This window comes from Huintestinicola butyrica, from assembly GCF_025567215.1.
GTDB lineage: Bacteria > Bacillota > Clostridia > Oscillospirales > Ruminococcaceae > Huintestinicola > Huintestinicola butyrica.
The window spans coordinates 15,702-36,303 of sequence record NZ_JAOQKB010000019.1; the positions used below are offsets into that span (position 1 = coordinate 15,702).

Genomic DNA, 20,602 nt, shown 5'->3' on the forward strand with positions numbered 1-20,602 from the left:
AAACAATGAGGACATACATACCAAAATATCTTGACAAAGAGGTTTACAAGCGTGTGCTTTCCGTGGCACGCAGTTATGAGGATAACAAGCGCCGAATAAAGTCCATCGAATTTGACAGGATATACAGCACGCCTGACTGCACTGTACATGGCAGCGGGATATCCAAGCCCGTTCAGTCTGTAACGGAGCAGATTGAAAAGCATACCGCTCTGCTGCGAAAGAGGGTTGCTGCTGTTGACAGAGCACTTGCGGTATTTCCGGATCACGAGCAGCGCTTTATTATGCAGAATGTCTGCGGAAGCACCCCTATGATATATTGTGATACACTGAACTGCGAGCGCACAGGTCAGACAATACGCCACGATTTTCTGATAACTCTTGCATCCGAGCTTGGAGAAATTCTTTAAATCGGTGCGGGTATGGGGCAATTTTCTGATGTATTATTATATCATGCAAAGAATGTAAAATCGTCTGCTCGGCACCTCACGGCCGTCAGGCGATATTCTTTGCTGATTTTTCTTCATTTTTAGCATTTTTTAAATTGGTTTCCAAATTTTGTTGACATATGATTATTTTTGTGGTATTATGTAGAAAATATTTTACGTGAGGTGTAACATATATGGCAAAAATCAGCATATGTTTTTTCAATCTTTATCTTTTTAAAACAGAACTTGATCCAAATAAAAAGAAACCCCAAGACAAGCAAATACCTCCAAGCGAAATAAACTTATGCGATTGCTTATACGGTTATTTGAATGGCATTGAGAAATATCAGGTTCAGGAAAAAGAAAAACGCGTTTATAGGGTTAAATATCTGGAAAAATACGAGTCCGTAATAGATGGAGTCCATAATTTTTACCGTATTAACTCTATAATATATACAGGGCCTTTCGGAGAGGACGGAGAAGCAGTTGATAAAGACCATACCAATTCTGAACCGGAACCCTTTGGAGCAAATAAAGCATTAGCAAAGCCATATGGATTTTCAATTATATACAACAAAAAATCCAAACGAGCTCTTGTTATAGCTCAATATTTAGGTAACAAATCCATTGTTGGACAGTTGAAAATAATAATTAGCGATGCACTTAGAGAATCGGATCCCAGCATGTCATATAAAATTAACCCTTTTATTCCTGCCAATTATTTCAGCGTAATATTTGACGAAAAATCCATATATAAACTCCATGTGACAACACTACAAAAAAAGGAAAATTATTCATTCGATGAAGCAGATGCAATTATGAATGAGGAATATCATGAACCAATATCAGAAAAAACTGAACATATATATTTTACTCCCAAACCTACTATCACAGATAAATTAAAAAATCTGTTTTCAAAACCAGATCCCCAAAACAGCATCATAGAAATCTCAGATTTCATCGGTATCAATTCTGATAGTGAAGAAATTGATAACATCAAGGTGGATTTTAAAGGTCAAACGTTAAATTTTAGTCGAATGAGCAGCGTTCGTATCTCTGAAGACATATCAAATGAAATAGACTTGAAAGCAGATAGCAGTCATCCAACCGAATCAAGTCTATTCAATGCTATGATCAATCATGCAATGCCATACTTAAAATTCTTTGATATAAGTTGTGATAATATTGAAAAAGAAGACCGTCAAAACATTAAAGTAAATAATTTTAAAGGTAATGTAAAAAATGATGACCTTTTTTCAGAACTTACACCAGCCGGCTGAAGATTTTTTAATAATAGTAATTGCTTTATTGCTAGTGCGCATGAAAATATTTAAACCCGAGCAAACACGTTTCTACAGCCTAACTGCTATTTTTAAGCAATACACAGAATTTATAAATGAAAAGGAACTGGTTTCATCTGTAATTATTTTTCCGCTCCTTTTGTCAATAACTATCTCATTATCAAATCCGATAGACAATGATACTATTGATCGTGTTATGGTAGTGATTTCTATTTTTATTGCAATATTTACGGGATTTTCCTCATGGTTATCTTCTCTTGATTGTGAAAAACTGATTCAGAAACACAAGTCTGATGGATCGCATACTGCAAATGAAATTGAAGACTATCAAGAAGCTATTTATAAAGCCATTGATGATTCAAAAAAAATATCAGCATATGAGATTGTAATGTCAACTGTTTCTATTATTTTTTGTACCGCTAAATTTATAATATCAGATGATCAAAACCAATATCTTATTTGGGAATTCGATAATTACATTATCTCAGGGCAAACAATAATAAGCATAATCGTTTATTTCTTTTTCCTTCATTTAATAATGAATCTGCTGATACTTTTAAAAAGGTTCAGCATACTATACAAATTCTAATTTTCTTTCCGCTTGCCAAACTGCAGGCGGATTTTTTATACTCCAAACCAAGCAGGTGGTGACCCGTGAATGAAAAAAATCTGATAGTGCCAAGCTCGAGTGAAGCTCGAGAAAACGGCTCCAAAGGCGGCAAAGCCTCGGGGGCTGCAAGGCGGAAAAAGCGTGATATGAAAAAATGTATGGAGCTGCTGTTGTCGCTGCCTGCTTCTCAGGTGGCGGACTACCAGCTCCTTTCTGATATGGGCGTGAACTTTGATGAGCTGAGCGAGGACGAGGTCACGAATATGCTTGCGGTCAATGCGGCACTGCTCAAACAGGCTAAAATGGGCGATGTGGCTGCGGTAAAGGAGCTGCGGAGCATTATCCGTGACGACGATATGATGCGGCACAGGATCAGGTACGACAACGCCCGCCTTAAGCTTGACCGTGAAAGGTACTTCCCCTCGGCGGACGATCGGGAGGGCTTTTCTTACGGCGGTATTCCCGCAAGCATGGTGGCTCCTGCCTTTTCATCGGTGCTGTTTGACATTGCCGAGGGCGAACACTCCGAATATGTTTTCCCGGGCGGAAGAGGCTCTGCCAAGTCCTCGTTTATCTCGCTGGCGGTCATCGACCTGCTGGAGAAAAACGAGGATATGCACGCCTGCATTCTCCGCCAGGTGGGCAACACACTGAAAGATTCGGTGTATAATCAGATGCTGTGGGCGATATCTTCCCTCGGTCTTGACGATGAATATGCTGCCACAAAATCTCCGCTGGAGATAACCAAAACAAAGACGGGACAGAAGATATACTTCCGAGGGGCGGACGATGAGAACAAGATCAAGTCCATAAAAGTCCCCTTCGGGTTCATCGGCATTCTGTGGTTTGAGGAGCTTGACCAGTTCTCGGGTCCCGAGGCTGTCCGAAAGATAGAACAGTCGGTCATCAGAGGCGGAGACAGGGCTTACAAGTTCAAGTCCTTCAATCCCCCGAGATCGGCTCAGAACTGGGCAAACAAGTACATCAAAGCGCCGAGGGCGGACAGGCTCGTTATCGAAAGCAATTATCTGACAGTGCCGAAAAAGTGGCTGGGCAAGCCGTTCCTCGATGATGCGGAATATCTGAAAGAGACCAATCCCACGGCGTATGAAAACGAATATCTGGGTGCTGCCAACGGCACGGGCGGAAACGTGTTCGACAATGTGGTCACACGCAAGGTCACTGACGAGGACATCAAGACCTTTGGAACGATTCTTCACGGCGTTGACTGGGGCTGGTATCCTGACCCCTTTGCATATGTCAGGTGCGCATATCTGGCGGCTCAGCACACGCTGGTGATATATGACGAGTTCCGCTGCAACAAAAAAGGCAATGCGGAAACGGCAGAAGAGCTGAAAAAGCGTGGCGTAACGGCAAACGATATGATCATGTGCGACAGTGCAGAGCAGAAGTCCATTGCGGATTACCGCTCCTTTGGTCTGCTTGCCCGTGGGGCTGAAAAGGGTCCCGGGTCGGTGGATTATTCCATGAAGTGGCTGCAGTCCCTACGTGAAATAGTCATTGACAACGAACGCTGCCCCGAGACTGCAGCGGAATTTCTGGAGTACGAATACGAGCGCAGCAAGGACGGTGAGATCATATCGGGATATCCCGACAGGAACAATCACAGCATTGACGCTGTGCGGTACGCTACATCGCAGATTTGGAGGAGAAGCGGAAAATGAGCATTTTATCTTGGCTGAAAGGAGCGATATGCAAATTGTTTGACACTAATGAGCTGGCTGCAAAAATGCAGACCCTGCCTGCTGACAAGGACATGACCGAGGCGGTAAGGCTGTGGGCGGAATGCTACCGCTGCACGCCGCCCTGGGCTGTGGCTGACAGCAATGTGCGCTGCCTTAATCTCCCCTACTCTGTGGCTCACGAAATGGCACGGCTGGTCACGCTGGAGCTTAATTCGGAGCTGACAGGCTCGCCGAGGGCGGATCATCTTTCCGAAGCGTACAGTCAGGCAGTGGCGATGTCCCCCGTGTGGGTGGAATATGCCTGCGCTCTGGGCGGCGTATTTCTGAAGCCCTATGTATCGGGCGGAAAGATATACACCGACATCATTCAGGCGGACACTGCGGCGGTATCGGGCTATGACGGCGACAACATTACCGAATGCGTTTTCGCTGACAGGATAGTCCGCAAGGGCAGGTATTTCACAAGGCTGGAAAAGCACTCCCTTTCGGGTACGAATTACACAGTGGTGAACAAGGCGTATGTATCCGACAGCTCGGCGCAGATAGGTCGTGAGATAGCTCTCGATGCGGTTGCGGAATGGTCGGACATTGCCCCGTCGGCGACGTTCTCGGGGATAAAGCGGCCGCTGTTTGTATATATGAAAATGCCCGGGGCGAACATCATTGACAGGCGTTCCCCGCTGGGGGTCTCGGTGTTCAATGCGGCGATCTCCACTATCGAGGAAGCGGATATGCAGTTCACAAGAGGCATATGGGAGTTTGAAGGTTCTGAGCTGGCGGTATATGCCGATGTGACGGCGGTGCAGCGTGGCAATGACGGCACAGAGACGGCTCCCAAATTCAACAGGCGGCTGATAAAGACGCTGGACTTTAACCAAGACCAGGCGTTCAATGTTTTCTCGCCTCAGATACGTGAAGAGGCTCAGAGGAACGGGCTCAACAATCTTCTTCGGCAGATAGAACGGCAGTGCGGACTTGCTTTCGGCACCCTCTCCGAGGTGCAGGACACGGACAAGACCGCAACGGAAATAAAGGCATCAAAGCAGCGGTCATATGCCACGGTATCAGCCATTCAGGCGAATGTGAAAAAGGCTCTCACGGAGTTTGTACAGGTACTTGATATGCTCTGCGACATTCATGAGCTTGCCCCCAGAGGGGCGTGCGAGCAGTCATTCGACTTTGACGACAGCCTTGTTACCGACAGCGAGACCGAGCAGAAGATATGGCTCCAGGAAGTCTCTGCGGGGATCATGTCTCCTGTGGAATACCGCATGAAGCGCTACGGCGAGACGGAGGAGCAGGCGGCGGCAATGCTCCCCGAGAGCTTTGAATAATGCTTACTCCCGACTATTTGCAGGGTGCGCCTGCGGAGCTGGAGGAGCTTTTTCTCAGGCTCGAGGAGGATATCATCGCCGACATATGCCGCAGGATAGCAAAGGCGGGATATCTTACCGACAGCGCAGAGCATCAGGTGCTGCGGCTTCGTGAGCTGGGTGCGGGAACGGAGTACATCAAGCAGAAGATATCCGAATATTCGGAGCTTTCCGATGAGGCTGTTGACCGATTATTCTTTGACGCTGCCCAGACTTCCGACGAGTTTTATAAAAAAGCATATGCACAGGCGAACGTCGGCTACACGCCTTATGAATACAATGACTTCTTTCAGCAGGCGGTAACTGCCAGCGTGAACCAGACCAAGGGAGAATTGCGAAACTTTACGCAATCCATGGGATTTTCCTACCGTGGCTCAAACGGTCAGGTGCGGTTTCACGATGCGGCTGAGGCCTACAGGGACTGCCTCGACTATGCGTATATGCAGGTGATGACGGGTGCTGTAGATCACAACACGGCGGTCAGGAACGCCACGAGGCGGCTCACAGAGGGCGGTTTGCAGTTTGTGGATTATGCTTCGGGGGTAAGGTGTCACGCTGATGTGGCTGCCCGCAGGGCTGTTCTTACGGGGCTGTCGCAAATGACGGGCAAGGTCTCGGAACACAATGCGGCGGAGCTTGGCACGGACATTGTGGAGGTCGATGCTCACGCAGGTGCAAGACCCGACCACGCAGAATGGCAGGGCAAGTGGTATTCCCTTTCGGGGAAATCAAAGAAATATCCCTCTCTAAAGGCTGTGACGGGCTACGGCACGGTGACAGGTCTTAAAGGCGCCAACTGCCGACATGACTTTTACCCTGTTATAGAGGGCATTTCCGAACCAAGTTATACGGAAGAGGAGCTTAAAAACATCGACCCGCCGCCCTTTGAATACAACGGCAAGACCTACACCTATTACGAGGCGACCCAGCGTCAGAGGGCTATGGAACGCTCCATGCGCAAGACCAAGCGAGAGATACTTGCGGCTGATGCCACGGACGATAAGGACAGGTTCACGGAAAAGTCGGTGCTTCTCAGGAGGCAGAAAGAGGAGTACGGAAGATTTTCCAAGGCTGCGGGGCTTTCTTTGAGGAACGAGAGGGCGCAGGTCGGGGGATTTGGTCACAGTCAGGCGAGCAGGGCTGTTTGGGCGGCAAAGGGCAATCAGAAGCCGCTTGAAAACAAAATATCCTCAAATCCAAAACGTACTGATACCAATGCTTATGCAGGCTTGACAAGTAAAACGGATAGTGCTACAATAAAATCAATAAATAGTGGTTCAAAGCTGTTTACAGAAGAAAATCGTATAAAAATGCTTCAACACGAGAGGATTATATCCGGCAATAAATATGAAAAAGCAATTATATACAAACCTGACGGCAGCATTGATTTTCAGAAGAAAGGAAATTCTGATTCCGTTTCATTTTCTACAAAGGAAATTAAGTCTATGGACGGAAAAGTTCTTACTCATAACCACCCGAATGGCACTATTCCCTCTCCTGCGGATATCAACATAATGCGCAGGGGCAAATTGGCGGAAATAAGAGCTTGTAATTCAGACGGTGCCTATGTAATAAGACGTTCCGGCAAATGGTCAAGTGAACTGACATCATTGAAGAAAATTGATAGTGCCTACAACAGTTGCATAGACGAAATTCTGTTGAAATATCAAAAAATCGCAAGTGAAAATGGCGAAAACTTCTTTAAATATTTTGACAGGGCTGAAAAAGAAGGATTACAGCTTTTCTGTGATAAATATAACCTTGAATTTTCCTGGGAGGATAAAAATGAAAATAAATATTGACGAAATGCCTGAAAATAAAACATTTGACGATTATCCTTCTGACACAGAATTTGTTCTTCGTGAAAATTTTCCACGATATGACCGCTCCGAATTGGAAAAGGGTAATATTGTCCGTGTTTATCCCGATGACCCCAATTACAATAATGCTTTGACCCGTGAAGAGTTCAGAGCACAATACTGTAATTAAATATTCCAAAATTAAGCATTTATATTCCCGGTAAAGGAGGTATAATATGCCAACGCCATTTATCTACAACAGAAAAATTGACCAGCTTGAAGGAAAAAGAGCAAAGGTATATACCCGAAAAGATTCACCATATAAGGGAGAAATCTTTTCAGGCAGTGGTGGTATTCCCTGCTTAGGAACAGACAAAAATGGTGACGATATTGACGGTGTTACTTTCACCCCCGAAAGCGGCGGAGGGCTTATCTTCATTGAGGACGATATTGAAGAAATCGAATTTATCGACTAATCACCTTACACAAGTAGGGTGATTTTTTATACCCACACAAGCGTTTTGCAGTTGACTGCAAGGCGCATTTTTTATGTCTGAAAGGAGGGAATAAGAGTGTTCTTTGACTTTTATAGCCATGGATTTACGGCACTGCCCGCACCTGATATCAGTGTTTATGCTGCACACTGTATCAAGCGCAAAAGGCATTCCAAGAGGCGAATAAGGCAGTACGGTAGAGTTTAACACGCAGTTTTAATTGGTTAGGACATAATTGTCATTACCAAAGTGCATTTCAACACGCATCAACACGCAAATGAGCGTTGGCGTGTGTTGGCGTGTGTTAAATTTATTCAATCTTAACCAATCTTAACCAATCGAAAGGATATGATGTTATGAACGAAACAACAGCAAGACCTATGGAGCTGACAGACACAGCCGAGCTTATGGCAAGTACCGATTACAAAGACAGATTCAAAGCCGAGTACGGACAGGTTGCGATACGCTGCGAAAAGCTCAAAGCAATGCTTGAAAAATGGGATAAGGGCGAACTGAACTTCACGCCTACGTGTCCCAGATCACTGTATGAGTTTCAGGTGAGGACGATGGAAGATTATATCGCTATATTGCAGGCAAGAGCAGTAATTGAGGGCGTTGTACTGTAATTTCTAAGCAATATCAGTCAACAAAACATAACCCCTCGAAATCGAGGGAGTTAAACATTTTATATTATGGAGGAAAAAACATGACCAAGGAATTTCTTACAAAGCTCGGCGTATCAGAGGAGATGATCTCTCAGATACTTGCCGAAAACAAGAAGGACTGCGACGGAGTTTCCGCAAAGTTCGGGGACTATGAGGACGTGAAAAGTCAGCTCAGCGCCGCCAACAAGCAGATAGAGGAGTTCGGCAAGCTGGACTATGAGGGGCTTAAAAAGACTGCCGACGACTACAAGGAAAAGCTGGCGGCGGCGCAGAAGGAAAGTGCCGCAAAGCTGGAAAAGATGCAGTTTGACCACATTCTGGAGGGCAAGCTCTCAGAGCGCAAGCCCAGAAACGCTGTTGCCGTAAAGGCGCTGCTCAACATGGACGGCTTGAAGCTTGCGGGCAACGAGATAGTCGGTCTCACGGAGCAGCTGGACAAGATTGCCAAGGAAAACGACTTCCTTTTCGAGAGAAGCGAGCCTGTGCCTAAGTACATGGGCCCCACAGGCGGCGGTTCGGGCGGTCAGGCGGACGACAGCGCCGCAAGGGCTGTTATGGGGCTTCCCCCTCTCACGAAGTGAGAACTCACAAAGTAAGGAGGACGGCATGAACAAAGCAAGAGATGAGCCTTGTTTATCTTTGAGATGAACGAGGCTATTTTTATACACTAAAAGGAGGAATTTACATGGCAAATGCTATTGCACTTTTCAAGAAGTACACTGACCTGCTGGACGATGTTTACAAGGCTGCTTCCTGCTCTTCCGTGCTGGATATGGACGGCTCCCTTGTGCAGGCAGGCGCAAACGCAAACGAGATCATTATCCCCAAGATAAGCATGGACGGTCTGGCTGACTACTCCCGCAACGGCGGCTATGTTCAGGGCAATGTGGAGATCACCAACGAGACCGTGAAGTTCAACTACGACAGAGGACGCAAGTTCAGCGTTGACGCTATGGACAACGAGGAGACTGCGGGGCTGGCGTTCGGCAAGCTGGCAAGCGAATTTATCCGCACCAAGGCTGTTCCCGAAATGGACGCTGTGCGCTTTGCCTCTTACGCTGCCATCAACGGAATCGGTTCAAAGACCGAGACAATCAGCGGTGCCGAGGCGTTCATGGATTCGGTTCGTGAGGGCGTGAACGTACTGGACGAGGCGGAAGTTCCTGCGGACGGCAGATATCTTTTTGTTACCCCCACCCTTTACAATGCGGCTCAGAGCCTTTACAGCTACGTTTCAAAGAGTGTGCTTGAGGGCTTTGCGGGCATTATCAAGGTGCCTCAGTCACGCTTCTGGACTGCTGTTTCCCTGCTCAACGGCACATCTTCGGGTGAGGAGATAGGCGGCTTCAAGAAAGCCGAGGCGGTGTATGAGGTGACAACCTCCCAGCCCGATGACTGGAGCACAAACTACAAGGATTATTACACCGTTTCCGACGGCGTTTACTCCCCTGTTACGGGCAACAGCGCTCCTTCATGGACTGCAAGCAAGTACTACAAGCAGACCTCCGCAGGAGGTGCGCCTATCAACTTCATGATAGTTCACAAGCCTGCTGTTATCCAGTTTGGCAAGCATACTGTAAGCAAGGTCATCTCCCCTGACGCTAACCCCGATGCGGACGCATACATCTTCTCTTACCGTGCTTACGGTCTCACCGACGCCTACGAAAACAAGGCTGCGGGAATTTACTGCTCTCACGCCTGATTGTCGGCAAAGGAGCTGAGAATGGCATACGCTGATTACAAGTTTTACAGCGAGGTTTTTCACGGCACCATGAGCGAGGCGGACTTTGCAAGATTTGCGGAGTCTGCCTCTGCTTATATTGACGCTGTTACATTCGACAGGATAACTCCCGAGCTTCTGGCGGACGAAAACATTGTCGGCAAAATACGCCGTGCCTGCTGCGCCTGCGCTGATGATATGTATTCATGCGGCAGGGCGGCAGATGTGAAGTCCGAGACCATAGGCAGCTATTCCGTGACCTACGGTGACAGGTCTCAGGCGGAAGTATCTTCGGCGAGGTACAATGCGGTGAAGATATATCTGGGGAATGTTTATGCAGGCGGCGTGAAGCTGATGTTTAGGGGGTGTGGGTGATGATAACCAACGGCATATGCACCGTTTTCAGGACGGCGGGAAAGGCCGTCTTAAAGGCAGGCGCATTCCCCTGCATGTGGCAGGAGGTCAGAGCCTATGAAGTGCAAAAATACGGCGAGGAAAACGCCGACACTGCCAAGGTATTTATCCCCGACATCGCTGCCGATATCCGAAAAGGCGACTACATATTTTTCGGGGAAATGAGTGACCCCACCGACAAGGAGCTGTACAGCGGCCTGCACGTACACAGCATAACGGTGAACAACTTCGGTTCCCAAAATATGCGGCACATAATGCTGGGAGTAAGATAGGAGTGATAAGATGATAGTTTTCAAGCCCATGAGCGCTGAACAGATCTGCATAAATCACAGGCTGGCGCAGGGCGGGTCTGTACAGAAATTCATAGACAGCGAATGCCTGAGGCGCTGCGACAGGTACACCCCCAAGGACACAGGCGAGCTTATCCGCTCAGGCATAAGAGGCACGGTGATAGGCTCAGGTGAGCTTGTTTATACCGCTCCATATGCCCGAAAGAATTACTACAGCAACAGCGGCCACGGTGCAGGCGGCACCGCAAGAGGCGGTCTGAGAGGACGGCTGTGGTTCAAGAGAATGAAAGCAGCTCACGTTCACACTATCCTTGCAGGGGCTGCTCAGATAGCGGGGTGCAGATATCGTGGCTGATTCCGTTATTGAATCCCTGTGGGACTTCCTCTGCGGCTGCCCTTTGCTGGCGGATTACACCATGCAGGTGAATTTCCGCAGCGATGACATCGACTGTGCGGGAATTGTGGAGGACAGCACCGAGGTATTGCAGACATATCTCTGCGGCAGCGAGCTTAAAGCCATGCACGCCTCTCTCTTCCTGGGCAGCCTGTCGGACGATGACCTGCGCAGGATACAGACCAGCGCTTTTCTTGACGATCTGCGCAGGTGGTTTTTGAACGTGCAGGAGCTTCCCGCTCTCCCCGAATACCGCACGGCTCAGGATATACGCATGGACGGAGCTGTACCTTTTGAGTACGAAAAGGACGGTAAGAAATGCACCTATCAGATGAGCATAACTCTTGAATACATTGAAGAAAGGAATGTTTGTTAATGTCAAATACGATAGTTAAAAGGACCCAGCTGGAACATTACATGGACGTAAGCTCCAGTGAAACGCCTCAGTGGGCAAGAATGGGTGACGGCTGGTCAAAGTTCGATGACGCAACTTCCGCTCAGACGGAAAGCACCAAGTACATCAACATGGATACCGAAAGCACCGACACCACAAGCTACAAGACCGCATACAACTTTGAGTGCGACCTTATGTATTCCGACCCCACCATCAAAAAGGTGTATGAGATATACAAAAACCGCAAGGTGCTGGGCGACTGCCTTGTAAAGATACTGACAGTGGAAAAGTTCAACGCTGTTTCGGGCGGCGGTTATGTGGCACGCATGGAGACCTGTGCGGTCGCTCCCTCAGGCACTTCCGAAAACAACAATAAGATGAAGCTTTCGGGCGCGTTCAACGGTCTGGGCGACCCTGTTATCGGCAAGTTTGCTCCTGCCACATCGGGCGGCGGCGGAACATTTACTGCGGATACTACCGAAGCTGCTTCTGCCAATTCCGAAAGCAAAGCTGTAAATACGGAGGAATAACATGGAATTTAACTACGAAAGGAACCCCACTGCCGTTACCATATACGGCAAAAGCGTTGAGATACCCACAAAGACTGCATATTTCGTGCAGGAGACAAGGCGCATTGCAGCCGAGATAGTCAAGGCTCCCGATGCGGTAACGGCGGCAGAGGCTACGCTGGAGGGCATAAGACTTTATCTGGGCGATGAGTTCGTAAATGAGCATTTCGGCGATGACGCAGGCGTGACCGATGCAGGCAGTCTTGACACCGATGAGATAGGTGCGCTGTGGGTATTCCTGAACCGTGCCTCCGCAAAGGTGACGGAAGAGGTGCTGAAAAAGTATGCTCCCGCAGAGACTTCCCACTGAATACACTGAGGTGACGGACGGCGGCGTGACAGAGCTGCCGCTCCGCACTGATTTTATCTGCTGGATGAGATTTGAGGAGCTTATCACCGACTGCCGCATTCCCGAGGACAGACTGGTCATAACTGCCATGAGGCTCATTTTTCCCGTAATGCCCCGTGACCTTTCACGGGCTGCGATGTTTATGCTGTGGTTCTACCGATGCGGAGAGCCGCCCAAGGAAACGAGCGAGAGTGGTACAATGCTTTCAAGCCGCAGAGCTTACAGCTTTGACGCAGACTTTCCCATGATAGCCGCTGCATTTTATGAAAAATACGGCATTGACCTGTGGGAGACAAAAATGCACTGGTGGAAGTTCCGTGGGCTGTTCATGGGGCTGCATGACTGCCGATTCACTGACATATGCGGCTGGCGGACGGCTGACATCTCGGACGATATGCCAGACTACAGGCGGGAGTTCCTTGAAAAAATGCAGCAGGTCTATGCGCTTCCCGTTTCAGCCAACGAGCTGAGAATGATAGAGGCGGCAAGAAGATTTCTTGATTCATAAGGAGGTGGGGATATTGAATGACGGTGACCTTATTTTTAACACACGGATAGACACTGACGGCGTGACTGACGGGCTGCGGCGCACGGAAAGGGAGACAGAAAAGCTTTCGGGCACGGCTCAGACAGCCCTCGGAAATCTTGCGGCGAATGCTGCCAGAGATATTGCAAATGCGGTGAAAAGTGCGTTCAAGACGGCTGCGGAATACGTGGTAGGGACAGGCTCCTCCTTTGAAGCTTCCATGTCCCAGGTGGCGGCTACCATGGGCATTACGTCGGCGGCTGATGAATACGGTGTGCTTTCGGCAGCGGCAAAGGAAATGGGTGCGACCACAAAATACTCCGCCACTCAGGCAGGAGAAGCTCTGAACTATCTTGCTCTGGCAGGATATGATGCGCAGAAATCCGTGGAGGCTCTTCCCGTAGTCCTGAACACGGCTGCGGCAGGCGGCATTGACCTTGCGTATGCTTCCGACATGATAACGGATTCCATGTCCGCTCTGGGCTTGCAGACAAATGAGCTGGCAGGATTTTCCGACAAGCTGGCAAAGACTTCTCAGAAGTCAAATACCTCCGTCGCTCAGCTGGGTGAGGCTATCCTCACGGTCGGCGGAACTGCAAAGTCCCTTTCGGGCGGTGTTGAAGAGCTTGACACAATGCTTGGACTTATTGCCGACAACGGAATAAAAGGTGCTGAGGGCGGCACGGCTCTGAGAAATATAATCCTCAGCCTGTCCGCTCCCACGGACACTGCGGCTGCAGCTCTTGAAAATCTGGGCATAAAGGTATTTGATGACGAGGGAAAAATGCGTGATCTTGCCGATGTTTTCAGCGAGCTTGACGGTGCACTGGCTCCATTGACGGAGCAGAAGAAAACTCAGGCGCTGAGTGACATCTTCAACAAGGTGGATTTAAAGGCTGTAAACGCATTGCTCGGCACAACGTCACAGAGGTTTGAAGAGCTGAGAGGGTACATATCCGACTGCGACGGGGCTGCTGAGCAGATGGCAAAGACCATGGACGACAATTTCAAGGGCGACATCACCATAATGCAGTCCGCTCTGGAAGCTGTGGGCGTTACGGCATTCGAGAAGTTCTCCGAACCTCTGCGCACGTCTGTTCAGGAGGTCACGGAAATTTTCGGAGACCTGAATGAACAGCTGAACGGAGAGCTTGGAGGTAAGCTTGAAACATTGGCTGAGAAATTCGGAGACCTTGCTGTAAAGGCTGCCGAATTTGCCGTTGATGAGGGCATTCCCAAGCTCATTGACGGTCTGGACTGGTTCTGTGACAACGGCGACCAGCTTATCACCGCTGCCGAGACTGCGGGTGCTATGGTCATTGCTTACAAGGGGCTTTCCGCTGCGAACACTGCGGCGACAGCCGTATCATCATATGCAGCTGCCGCATCGGGTGCTGCCACTGCCACAGGTGCTCTGGGACTTGCAATGAATGCCGTTCCTTGGGTGGCTGTGGGAACTCTTGCCATAGGCGGAGGCGTTGCTCTTGCTTCATACATTGACAGGCAAAGAGACCTTATAGGGTATGAGGGAGATATAAAGGAAAGCTTCAACGATGCCAATCGGGAAATAGCCACACAGATACAGCTTCTGGGTCAGCTTGCGGACAGCAATGACCCTGAGGACAACAGGCAGGCTTATGAAATGGCTCTTGACGGCTACGACGATATGGAAAAGCAGGTCGATGACAACAACAAGCGTCTCATGGAGCTGTATAATCAGCGGCAGCAGATAAACATTCAAAGGGATAATATCAGTTCATTGAACGACCCTAATCTTATGGCTGACCTTAACGCTCAGCTTGACGCTGCCGAGCAGGAAATTGAAGGTATCAAAGAGCAGAATAAATTTCTTAATACTCAGCTCCTGGAGCGCAGGAACATTATAAGTAAGTTCGGCGATACGGAGATAGATGTATCACGCATGATGAATCAGGACATCATCGAGCAGCAGAACCAAGCCGCTCTTGATGCTCTGGAACGTGGCAAGGAAAAGCTCAAAGCCAACAAGACCCTCGCCGAGACCGCTGCCGAGCAGATGAATGACGAGGAGCTGAAAAGCCAATGGCAGAAGCTTGACCATGAGTACGCCATGGGCATTATCGCCGATGAAGATGCGCTGTATCAAAAGCGCCTTGAGCTGCTGGGAAAATACGGCGATGAAAGCAACACCGAGCACTGGGGGTATTACGAAAAGCTCCGTGCCTATGAGCAGGAGCAGCAGAAAAAAGCTCTGGACGACCGGGAGGACAGCCAGAACAAGGCGATAAAAAGCGCAGGCGAGAGCCTTGACGACCTGAACGCCCTTTATCAGAAAAAATATTCCGATATGCTCACTGCACAGAGCGACTACCGTTCACGGCTCATGGCTGTGGGCGGTTCTGTTTTTTCCGTTGAAAAGGAAACGGACGAGGACGGCAATGAGACCACCATCTACAAGGTAAATGACATTGAAAAGCAGATAGCCGCCATGGAGAAATATCACGCTGACATCAAGGCTCTGAAAGAGGACGGGGCAAGTGCTGCTCTGCTGGAAGAGCTGAACAGTATGTCCGCCGAGGACGGTGCCAAGATGGCAGAATACCTTGCGGGTATGAGTGAAGAAGAGCGCCAAAAGGTCATCGAGCTGTATAAACGCAAGGAGCAGATAGCAGATGATCTGTCCGCCGACCTTTACGCCAAGGACGCTGAAAATATGCAGAACGCCTTTGCGGCGGCTCTCACGGACATGGGTGTGAACGCCTATGATTCGGGTGCGGCAGCTGCGGAGCAGTTCGCAAGCGGTTTTGGCGGCAAGCTGTCCGAGCTGATGAACATTTCTGCTTTCACTCAGGTGAGCGGCACTGTTGCCACCGAGGTATCATACAAGAACGCTGCGGAAAACAGCGGAAACCGAAATGTAAATGTGAATGTGGAGGTCACAGGCGGAGACCTCACCCTTGACAACAAGGTGTGCGGCGAATATTCGCTGGACTACACCCAGAGCGTCAATGTGCAGAAAGGAAGATAATATGCTTGAACTTGTTATCAACAACGTCAAGGCGGACGGATATGTGACGGATTTTACCGTCAGCTCCGCCCCCAAAAAGGACAGCAGCGCATTTGAGAACCATGACGGATCCACTGTGGGTGGCTATATAGGGGACATCATTACGCTGAACATCACGCTGAAAAAGATCCCCACATCTGCGGCGGCTAAGATATCGAGCGCTGTCAGCGGAAAGACATTTCCTGTGACCTACTCCTCCCCTGCAGCGGTGTCGGCACAGTTCAAGAAAACGGCTTACAAGGCTGTGAGCCGTGGCAAGGGGCTTGAATGGGATATGTCCCTGACCCTTGAAAGCGCCGCTCCTGTGGGCGGCTCCCGCCTTTAGCCTTGCTTTGAGCATCGGCGGCATTGATGTGCCGCACTTCAATAACCTGCAGATATCATACACTGCGGACGGATACGGTGCAAGGGGCGTTTGCAGTCAGCAGCTGACCTTTGATGTTCCTGCCTGCGACTATGACGATGACACCGTGGGGCTGTTCCCCTATGGTGCGGAGGTACTTGTTTCCTGCGGAACTGAGGTGCCTGTGTTCTATGTGAGCAGCAGGAAGCCCTCGGGCGGCAGGCTGAGCTTCACCTGCTATGACAGGGCGATGTTCACATCTGCCAAATGCACCCTTGAAGAAAGTGATTTCACGGCGGAGGAGGACAGCTCGGGCGGTGATAGTTCGTCCGACAGTGACAGCAACGGCAGCAGCGATAGCAGCAACAGCTCTGACAAGAAAAACAAGCCCAAATTTGCATCTGTAAGCGCCGTGCTTGCCAACATCAAAAGCATATGCGGATTTACGGAGATCGCTGCGGGTGACATCATCGGCACAAAGATCACCAAATGCCCCAAGGACAAGGTCTTCGGGCGGACTGCCAAGGAAATACTCTCCGACCTGGCGGAGGCGGCCTGCGGCTGTTTTTTTGTACAGGGCGGGGTGCTTACATTTCTGCCATTTGCCTGCGGTGCTTCATCGGCGCTGTTTTCGGCTGACAAGTACAGCAGCATTGAATATGGTCTGACCAAGGTTTGCGGCAGCGTTATCATGACTGACGGCAGCAGGACATACGCTTCGGGCGGCGACACGGACGCATATCACACGATGAAGATAAGTTCGGTCTATGCCTCGGAGGAGCTGGCGGGTGCGGTCATAGGTGCGATACAGAACAAGTCCTACAGGGCATGGAGCTGCAGGGCGCTGGTGAGCACATATCCTGCTCCCGGGGCGGGCATTACCTTTGGTGAAACAACGCTTGTGACAAACTTCTGCCGCCTGAGAATTACCGACTTCGGGCTGTACGCCGAGATGGGGCGGAACAGTGTGCAGGAGAATGAATATGACCCTCTGGCTGACCGTGTACAGATAGGCGAGGTCAACGGCTCCACGAAAATGACCCGACAGGGCATAAAATTCGTAAACGAGAACTCTAAAACCGAATACGGCTTTGAAATGGCTGGCGAGGGTATTGCCAGATTTGCGGGGGCTATCCTGAATGGCATGATGCCCACTGCGGTGAAAATTGCTGAGAACGGCAAAAGCCTCCGGGCGAACTACAACGGCAAGATTTTTGAGTACGCCATTACTGAGGACAATGACGGCAACATTATTCCCACGACAAGCGAGGTGAGCGGCGATGGATGATATGATGTGGTATTTGCTGGGGCTGGCGAATGGCAGAGGCGGCAAGGTCAACAAGCTGGATATGTGTGATTTGTTTGAGCAGCAGACACCAATTACTACAATATCGTTTTTCGGAGACTATTCCGCAAAACTGTGTATTATGCCGGATAGCACATATTACAATAGATATCGATATTATCAGGGCGCAGGTTATTCACCAGGTGAAGACTCACCGCCATTTGTTAGTCAAGATGTTCAACAGAAAGATTTTTGTTGCGGTATTTATCGTGGAACTACATTACTGTATTTAAATTATATAAATACGGCGCAGTCTAAAGTAATCTATAAATCGTGGGACAGTAGTGAGAACAAAGTATATACATCTGGTATTTATACGTATGAATGGGAAGACGCAAGTAAGATTGTAGCAAATAAAAACCTACAGCCAATGGGATATAATTGCACACTGCAATATCCATATAATTATCGCCAAATAACATATAACGTGAACGGCGAAATTACGGGTGATTATACTGGCACGGGGACAACATATATCGGCTGTAATTTGACAGCGTCTGATTGCTATTACACACGATTTAAGGGCAATGATCTGACTAATCAAATGGATCTAATTATCAACGATATTTATGCGGAATACCTGCGTACGCAAGCGACCTAAAGGAGGATTTGATTTATATGTCTATCAGTACAAGAGAAGCAACCGTTACGCTTAACGGCGTGACAACCGTAACATTTGACCGCAGATATCCATATTTTGCGGTAAGAAACGATAGCAGCGCACCTGTGTACATTTCTACAGTAAATGCGAATTGCACAGCAGGTGCTGACGGCGTTGTTGCGGTGCCAAAAGACGGCAGCGTAGTCATTGCAAATTGCGGTGATATTTTCGGCGACGGCACACTGTACCTCAACGGCAGCGGGACTGTTACTATTATGGGGCAGTATGACGGTGGCAACCGTTTTAAGGTGGCACAGAAAGGGGGTGAGACGAGTAAAAATGGCGTACTGATCGGCGGCACTGTTTACACGGGCACGGAATATAACGAGCAGTCCAAACCGATAAGCGGTCTGAAAGATGAGCTGACAGAATATTGCGGCTTCGGCAGTGACGGCGATTTTATCCCCTGCAATGCGGACGGCACGCTGGGATTTACCATAACTTCAAACACTATCCAGCAAAATTATGGAGAGAGCAAAACAAAGGCTGACGAATCCGACTTAGTATCAACGTATAGTATCATTTTGAAAAATGACAAAATCTTCGCCTTTAAACACGGTGAAAAAGAAATTCATGTTATCACTAAGGATACAAATGGAAATCCTGTACTGTTTTGGTGCTGGAATAGCCAGTATATTATTACCAATCCATCAGGCTCGACAGGATACATGGGTTATCTTGCCAAAAACAATGCCTCGTACAAGCATTATATCGTACCCATGTGCGATTTCCTTGCAGGAAATGAGATAGACGGGCTGTATCTTGTAGTTGCATCACCGTCAACAAGCTACACTGATTATTTTGTCGATTTTGACGGAGGTATCTACCGATTTTTCGGGCAGGGCGGACATCAGTTTGCGGTGAAGGTAATTTAAGGAGGAATGAAAATGTCAATGAACATCAAAACATATGTATGCGCCATCATCGGCGCAATCGGCGGGGCTGTTTCGGCAGCCCTGGGCGGCTGGGACAATGCCATTATTACGCTGATTATTTTTATGACGGCGGATTTTGCGACAGGTATCGCCTGCGCTATTTTCTGGAACAAATCCAGCAAGTCCGAGAACGGTGCGCTGTCCTCTAAGGCTTGCTGGCAGGGCATAATCAAAAAAATCTGCACCATACTGCTTGTGGTATGCGCCCATTACGCTGATGTGCTGCTGGGATGTGATTACATACGCAATGCTGTTGTCATCGCATTTTGTGCGTCCGAACTGATATCAATATGCGAAAACGCTGCGCTTATGGGCGTTATGCCCGAGCCAGTGAAGAGGATATTTGATAAAATCATCGACGTGATGAAATCGAAAGGTGGGGAAAATAAGTGAGAGAAGTCAAAATGAAAATAATCGACCTGTCCCATCACAACGGGAAGGTCGATTTCGTGAAGGTCAAGGCATCGGGCATTGACGGCGTTATTATCCGCACGGGATTTGGCATTGAAAGCCCCAGGCAGGTTGACCGCCGATTTGAGGACTACTACAAGGGTGCAAAGGCGGCGGGTCTGATGGTGGGAGCATACCACTACTGCTATGCGAAAACTGCGGCAGAGGCGGTCAGGGAAGCTGATTTCATGCTGAAAATCATGAAAGGCAAGTCATTTGAGCTGCCTGTTTACGGCGATTTCGAGGAACAGGGCAAGGCGTCGAGGACTGTATGCTGTGACATGGTATCTGCATTTTGCAGCCGTCTGGAAGCCGCCAAAGCATGGGCAGGCATTTACAGCTATGACACATTTTTCAGGGACAAGCTGAGCGCTGACATGCCCAAGCGTTACACCTGCTGGGTTGCGAGAGTGGAGAACATTTTCCCCAAGTGCATCTCTGCTGACGACGTAGGCATCTGGCAGTACAGCTGGAAGGGCAAGGTTTATGGTATTAAGGGTAATGTTGACATGGACTGCTGCTATCGTGATTTTCCTGCGGCTATTATCCGCAAGGGACTGAACAGGTTCTGATAAAATTTTCTCCCGCTCTCGGTTGAGGGCGGGAGATTTTTTTGTTCGTGGCAAAAGAAAAGCGCCGAGAAGTTATTCCCGACGCTTTTTGATTACCATACAGCCGCATATTATCGAAACGGTTTGTATGTTTTTATTTTGGCTCCCCAAGCTGGACTCGAACCAGCGACATCATGATTAACAGTCATGCGCTCTACCGACTGAGCTATTGAGGAATATGG

Annotated in this window: 25 protein-coding genes and 1 tRNA gene; 25 read left to right on the plus strand and 1 reads right to left on the minus strand. The window is 48.8% G+C overall.

Annotated elements, in window-relative coordinates; all coding sequences use genetic code 11:
- The first annotated feature begins 5 nt into the window (after window positions 1-5).
- The 25 genes from OCV68_RS13915 (at window position 6) to OCV68_RS14035 (ending at window position 20,381) form a co-directional block, all read left to right on the plus strand.
- A complete protein-coding gene (locus OCV68_RS13915) occupies window positions 6-407 on the plus strand; it encodes a hypothetical protein (protein WP_262573544.1) in 402 nt (133 codons plus the stop codon).
- Between the two features lie 212 nt (window positions 408-619).
- A complete protein-coding gene (locus OCV68_RS13920) occupies window positions 620-1,705 on the plus strand; it encodes a hypothetical protein (RefSeq protein ID WP_262573547.1) in 1,086 nt (361 codons plus the stop codon).
- The gene (locus OCV68_RS13925) at window positions 1,668-2,315 is read left to right on the plus strand and encodes a hypothetical protein (protein ID WP_262573549.1); all 648 of its coding nucleotides are present in this window, start codon (window positions 1,668-1,670) and stop codon (window positions 2,313-2,315) included. The genes OCV68_RS13920 and OCV68_RS13925 overlap by 38 nt, the downstream gene beginning before the upstream one ends.
- A gap of 65 nt (window positions 2,316-2,380) precedes the next feature.
- Complete coding sequence (locus OCV68_RS13930) at window positions 2,381-4,021, plus strand: PBSX family phage terminase large subunit (RefSeq protein ID WP_262573552.1); 1,641 nt, start codon at window positions 2,381-2,383, stop codon at window positions 4,019-4,021.
- Between the two features lie 35 nt (window positions 4,022-4,056).
- On the plus strand, window positions 4,057-5,376 hold the full coding sequence (locus OCV68_RS13935) for a phage portal protein (RefSeq protein WP_262573554.1): 1,320 nt from the start codon (window positions 4,057-4,059) through the stop codon (window positions 5,374-5,376).
- Window positions 5,376-7,217, plus strand: coding sequence for a phage minor capsid protein (locus OCV68_RS13940; protein WP_262573557.1), 1,842 nt, complete (start codon window positions 5,376-5,378; stop codon window positions 7,215-7,217). Before OCV68_RS13935 ends, OCV68_RS13940 begins: the two co-directional genes overlap by 1 nt.
- Window positions 7,201-7,404, plus strand: coding sequence for a hypothetical protein (locus tag OCV68_RS13945; protein WP_262573559.1), 204 nt, complete (start codon window positions 7,201-7,203; stop codon window positions 7,402-7,404). The genes OCV68_RS13940 and OCV68_RS13945 overlap by 17 nt, the downstream gene beginning before the upstream one ends.
- A 46-nt stretch (window positions 7,405-7,450) precedes the next feature.
- Complete coding sequence (locus OCV68_RS13950) at window positions 7,451-7,690, plus strand: hypothetical protein (RefSeq protein ID WP_262573562.1); 240 nt, start codon at window positions 7,451-7,453, stop codon at window positions 7,688-7,690.
- Between the two features lie 374 nt (window positions 7,691-8,064).
- Window positions 8,065-8,334 carry a crAss001_48 related protein gene (locus OCV68_RS13955; protein WP_262573563.1) on the plus strand — a complete coding sequence of 90 codons (270 nt, stop codon included), beginning with the start codon at window positions 8,065-8,067 and terminating at the stop codon, window positions 8,332-8,334.
- A gap of 80 nt (window positions 8,335-8,414) precedes the next feature.
- On the plus strand, window positions 8,415-8,954 hold the full coding sequence (locus OCV68_RS13960) for a phage scaffolding protein (protein WP_262573566.1): 540 nt from the start codon (window positions 8,415-8,417) through the stop codon (window positions 8,952-8,954).
- 104 nt (window positions 8,955-9,058) lie between these two features.
- A complete protein-coding gene (locus OCV68_RS13965; RefSeq protein ID WP_262573568.1) occupies window positions 9,059-10,075 on the plus strand; it encodes a hypothetical protein in 1,017 nt (338 codons plus the stop codon).
- Window positions 10,076-10,096: 21 nt separating this feature from the next.
- Window positions 10,097-10,468: a head-tail connector protein gene (locus OCV68_RS13970; RefSeq protein WP_262573570.1), complete on the plus strand. Its 372-nt coding sequence runs from the start codon at window positions 10,097-10,099 to the stop codon at window positions 10,466-10,468.
- Window positions 10,468-10,779: a DUF6751 family protein gene (locus OCV68_RS13975; RefSeq protein WP_262573572.1), complete on the plus strand. Its 312-nt coding sequence runs from the start codon at window positions 10,468-10,470 to the stop codon at window positions 10,777-10,779. Before OCV68_RS13970 ends, OCV68_RS13975 begins: the two co-directional genes overlap by 1 nt.
- 10 nt (window positions 10,780-10,789) lie before the next feature.
- Window positions 10,790-11,152: a minor capsid protein gene (locus tag OCV68_RS13980; RefSeq protein ID WP_262573573.1), complete on the plus strand. Its 363-nt coding sequence runs from the start codon at window positions 10,790-10,792 to the stop codon at window positions 11,150-11,152.
- The gene (locus tag OCV68_RS13985) at window positions 11,145-11,567 is read left to right on the plus strand and encodes a hypothetical protein (protein WP_262573574.1); all 423 of its coding nucleotides are present in this window, start codon (window positions 11,145-11,147) and stop codon (window positions 11,565-11,567) included. The genes OCV68_RS13980 and OCV68_RS13985 overlap by 8 nt, the downstream gene beginning before the upstream one ends.
- A complete protein-coding gene (locus OCV68_RS13990; RefSeq protein ID WP_262573576.1) occupies window positions 11,567-12,115 on the plus strand; it encodes a phage tail tube protein in 549 nt (182 codons plus the stop codon). Before OCV68_RS13985 ends, OCV68_RS13990 begins: the two co-directional genes overlap by 1 nt.
- 1 nt (window position 12,116) lies before the next feature.
- Window positions 12,117-12,464 carry a hypothetical protein gene (locus OCV68_RS13995; protein ID WP_262573578.1) on the plus strand — a complete coding sequence of 116 codons (348 nt, stop codon included), beginning with the start codon at window positions 12,117-12,119 and terminating at the stop codon, window positions 12,462-12,464.
- Window positions 12,439-13,011, plus strand: coding sequence for a bacteriophage Gp15 family protein (locus OCV68_RS14000; RefSeq protein ID WP_262573580.1), 573 nt, complete (start codon window positions 12,439-12,441; stop codon window positions 13,009-13,011). Before OCV68_RS13995 ends, OCV68_RS14000 begins: the two co-directional genes overlap by 26 nt.
- A 13-nt stretch (window positions 13,012-13,024) precedes the next feature.
- Window positions 13,025-16,036 carry a phage tail tape measure protein gene (locus OCV68_RS14005; RefSeq protein ID WP_262573582.1) on the plus strand — a complete coding sequence of 1,004 codons (3,012 nt, stop codon included), beginning with the start codon at window positions 13,025-13,027 and terminating at the stop codon, window positions 16,034-16,036.
- Window position 16,037: 1 nt separating this feature from the next.
- Window positions 16,038-16,400, plus strand: coding sequence for a hypothetical protein (locus OCV68_RS14010; protein WP_262573583.1), 363 nt, complete (start codon window positions 16,038-16,040; stop codon window positions 16,398-16,400).
- Window positions 16,363-17,706 (plus strand): hypothetical protein, encoded by a 1,344-nt coding sequence (locus tag OCV68_RS14015; protein WP_262573585.1) that lies wholly within the window; start codon window positions 16,363-16,365, stop codon window positions 17,704-17,706. The genes OCV68_RS14010 and OCV68_RS14015 overlap by 38 nt, the downstream gene beginning before the upstream one ends.
- Entirely contained in the window at window positions 17,699-18,364 is a 666-nt protein-coding gene (locus tag OCV68_RS14020; RefSeq protein WP_262573587.1) for a hypothetical protein, read from the plus strand. The genes OCV68_RS14015 and OCV68_RS14020 overlap by 8 nt, the downstream gene beginning before the upstream one ends.
- A 17-nt stretch (window positions 18,365-18,381) precedes the next feature.
- A complete protein-coding gene (locus OCV68_RS14025; RefSeq protein WP_262573589.1) occupies window positions 18,382-19,299 on the plus strand; it encodes a hypothetical protein in 918 nt (305 codons plus the stop codon).
- An 18-nt stretch (window positions 19,300-19,317) separates the two neighbouring features.
- A complete protein-coding gene (locus tag OCV68_RS14030; RefSeq protein ID WP_262573590.1) occupies window positions 19,318-19,752 on the plus strand; it encodes a phage holin family protein in 435 nt (144 codons plus the stop codon).
- Window positions 19,749-20,381, plus strand: coding sequence for a glycoside hydrolase family 25 protein (locus tag OCV68_RS14035; protein WP_262573593.1), 633 nt, complete (start codon window positions 19,749-19,751; stop codon window positions 20,379-20,381). Before OCV68_RS14030 ends, OCV68_RS14035 begins: the two co-directional genes overlap by 4 nt.
- Window positions 20,382-20,520: 139 nt before the next feature.
- Here the strand turns inward: OCV68_RS14035 and OCV68_RS14040 are convergent.
- Window positions 20,521-20,596 (minus strand) — tRNA-Asn (locus OCV68_RS14040).
- Window positions 20,597-20,602 lie beyond the last annotated feature (6 nt).

Bases quoted from the DNA above. Each gene is read 5' to 3' on its own strand.
- OCV68_RS13965 (WP_262573568.1), top strand. From the start codon at position 9,059: ATGGCAAATGCTATTGCACTTTTCAAGAAGTACACTGACCTGCTGGAC.
- OCV68_RS13990 (WP_262573576.1), top strand. From the start codon at position 11,567: ATGTCAAATACGATAGTTAAAAGGACCCAGCTGGAACATTACATGGAC.
- OCV68_RS13915 (WP_262573544.1), top strand. From the start codon at position 6: ATGAGGACATACATACCAAAATATCTTGACAAAGAGGTTTACAAGCGT.
- OCV68_RS13995 (WP_262573578.1), top strand. From the start codon at position 12,117: ATGGAATTTAACTACGAAAGGAACCCCACTGCCGTTACCATATACGGC.
- OCV68_RS14025 (WP_262573589.1), top strand. From the start codon at position 18,382: ATGTCTATCAGTACAAGAGAAGCAACCGTTACGCTTAACGGCGTGACA.
- OCV68_RS13945 (WP_262573559.1), top strand. From the start codon at position 7,201: ATGAAAATAAATATTGACGAAATGCCTGAAAATAAAACATTTGACGAT.
- OCV68_RS13940 (WP_262573557.1), top strand. From the start codon at position 5,376: ATGCTTACTCCCGACTATTTGCAGGGTGCGCCTGCGGAGCTGGAGGAG.
- OCV68_RS13920 (WP_262573547.1), top strand. From the start codon at position 620: ATGGCAAAAATCAGCATATGTTTTTTCAATCTTTATCTTTTTAAAACA.
- OCV68_RS13955 (WP_262573563.1), top strand. From the start codon at position 8,065: ATGAACGAAACAACAGCAAGACCTATGGAGCTGACAGACACAGCCGAG.
- OCV68_RS13970 (WP_262573570.1), top strand. From the start codon at position 10,097: ATGGCATACGCTGATTACAAGTTTTACAGCGAGGTTTTTCACGGCACC.
- OCV68_RS13975 (WP_262573572.1), top strand. From the start codon at position 10,468: ATGATAACCAACGGCATATGCACCGTTTTCAGGACGGCGGGAAAGGCC.
- OCV68_RS13980 (WP_262573573.1), top strand. From the start codon at position 10,790: ATGATAGTTTTCAAGCCCATGAGCGCTGAACAGATCTGCATAAATCAC.
- OCV68_RS14030 (WP_262573590.1), top strand. From the start codon at position 19,318: ATGAACATCAAAACATATGTATGCGCCATCATCGGCGCAATCGGCGGG.
- OCV68_RS13925 (WP_262573549.1), top strand. From the start codon at position 1,668: ATGATGACCTTTTTTCAGAACTTACACCAGCCGGCTGAAGATTTTTTA.
- OCV68_RS13960 (WP_262573566.1), top strand. From the start codon at position 8,415: ATGACCAAGGAATTTCTTACAAAGCTCGGCGTATCAGAGGAGATGATC.
- OCV68_RS14010 (WP_262573583.1), top strand. From the start codon at position 16,038: ATGCTTGAACTTGTTATCAACAACGTCAAGGCGGACGGATATGTGACG.
- OCV68_RS14020 (WP_262573587.1), top strand. From the start codon at position 17,699: ATGGATGATATGATGTGGTATTTGCTGGGGCTGGCGAATGGCAGAGGC.
- OCV68_RS14000 (WP_262573580.1), top strand. From the start codon at position 12,439: ATGCTCCCGCAGAGACTTCCCACTGAATACACTGAGGTGACGGACGGC.
- OCV68_RS13950 (WP_262573562.1), top strand. From the start codon at position 7,451: ATGCCAACGCCATTTATCTACAACAGAAAAATTGACCAGCTTGAAGGA.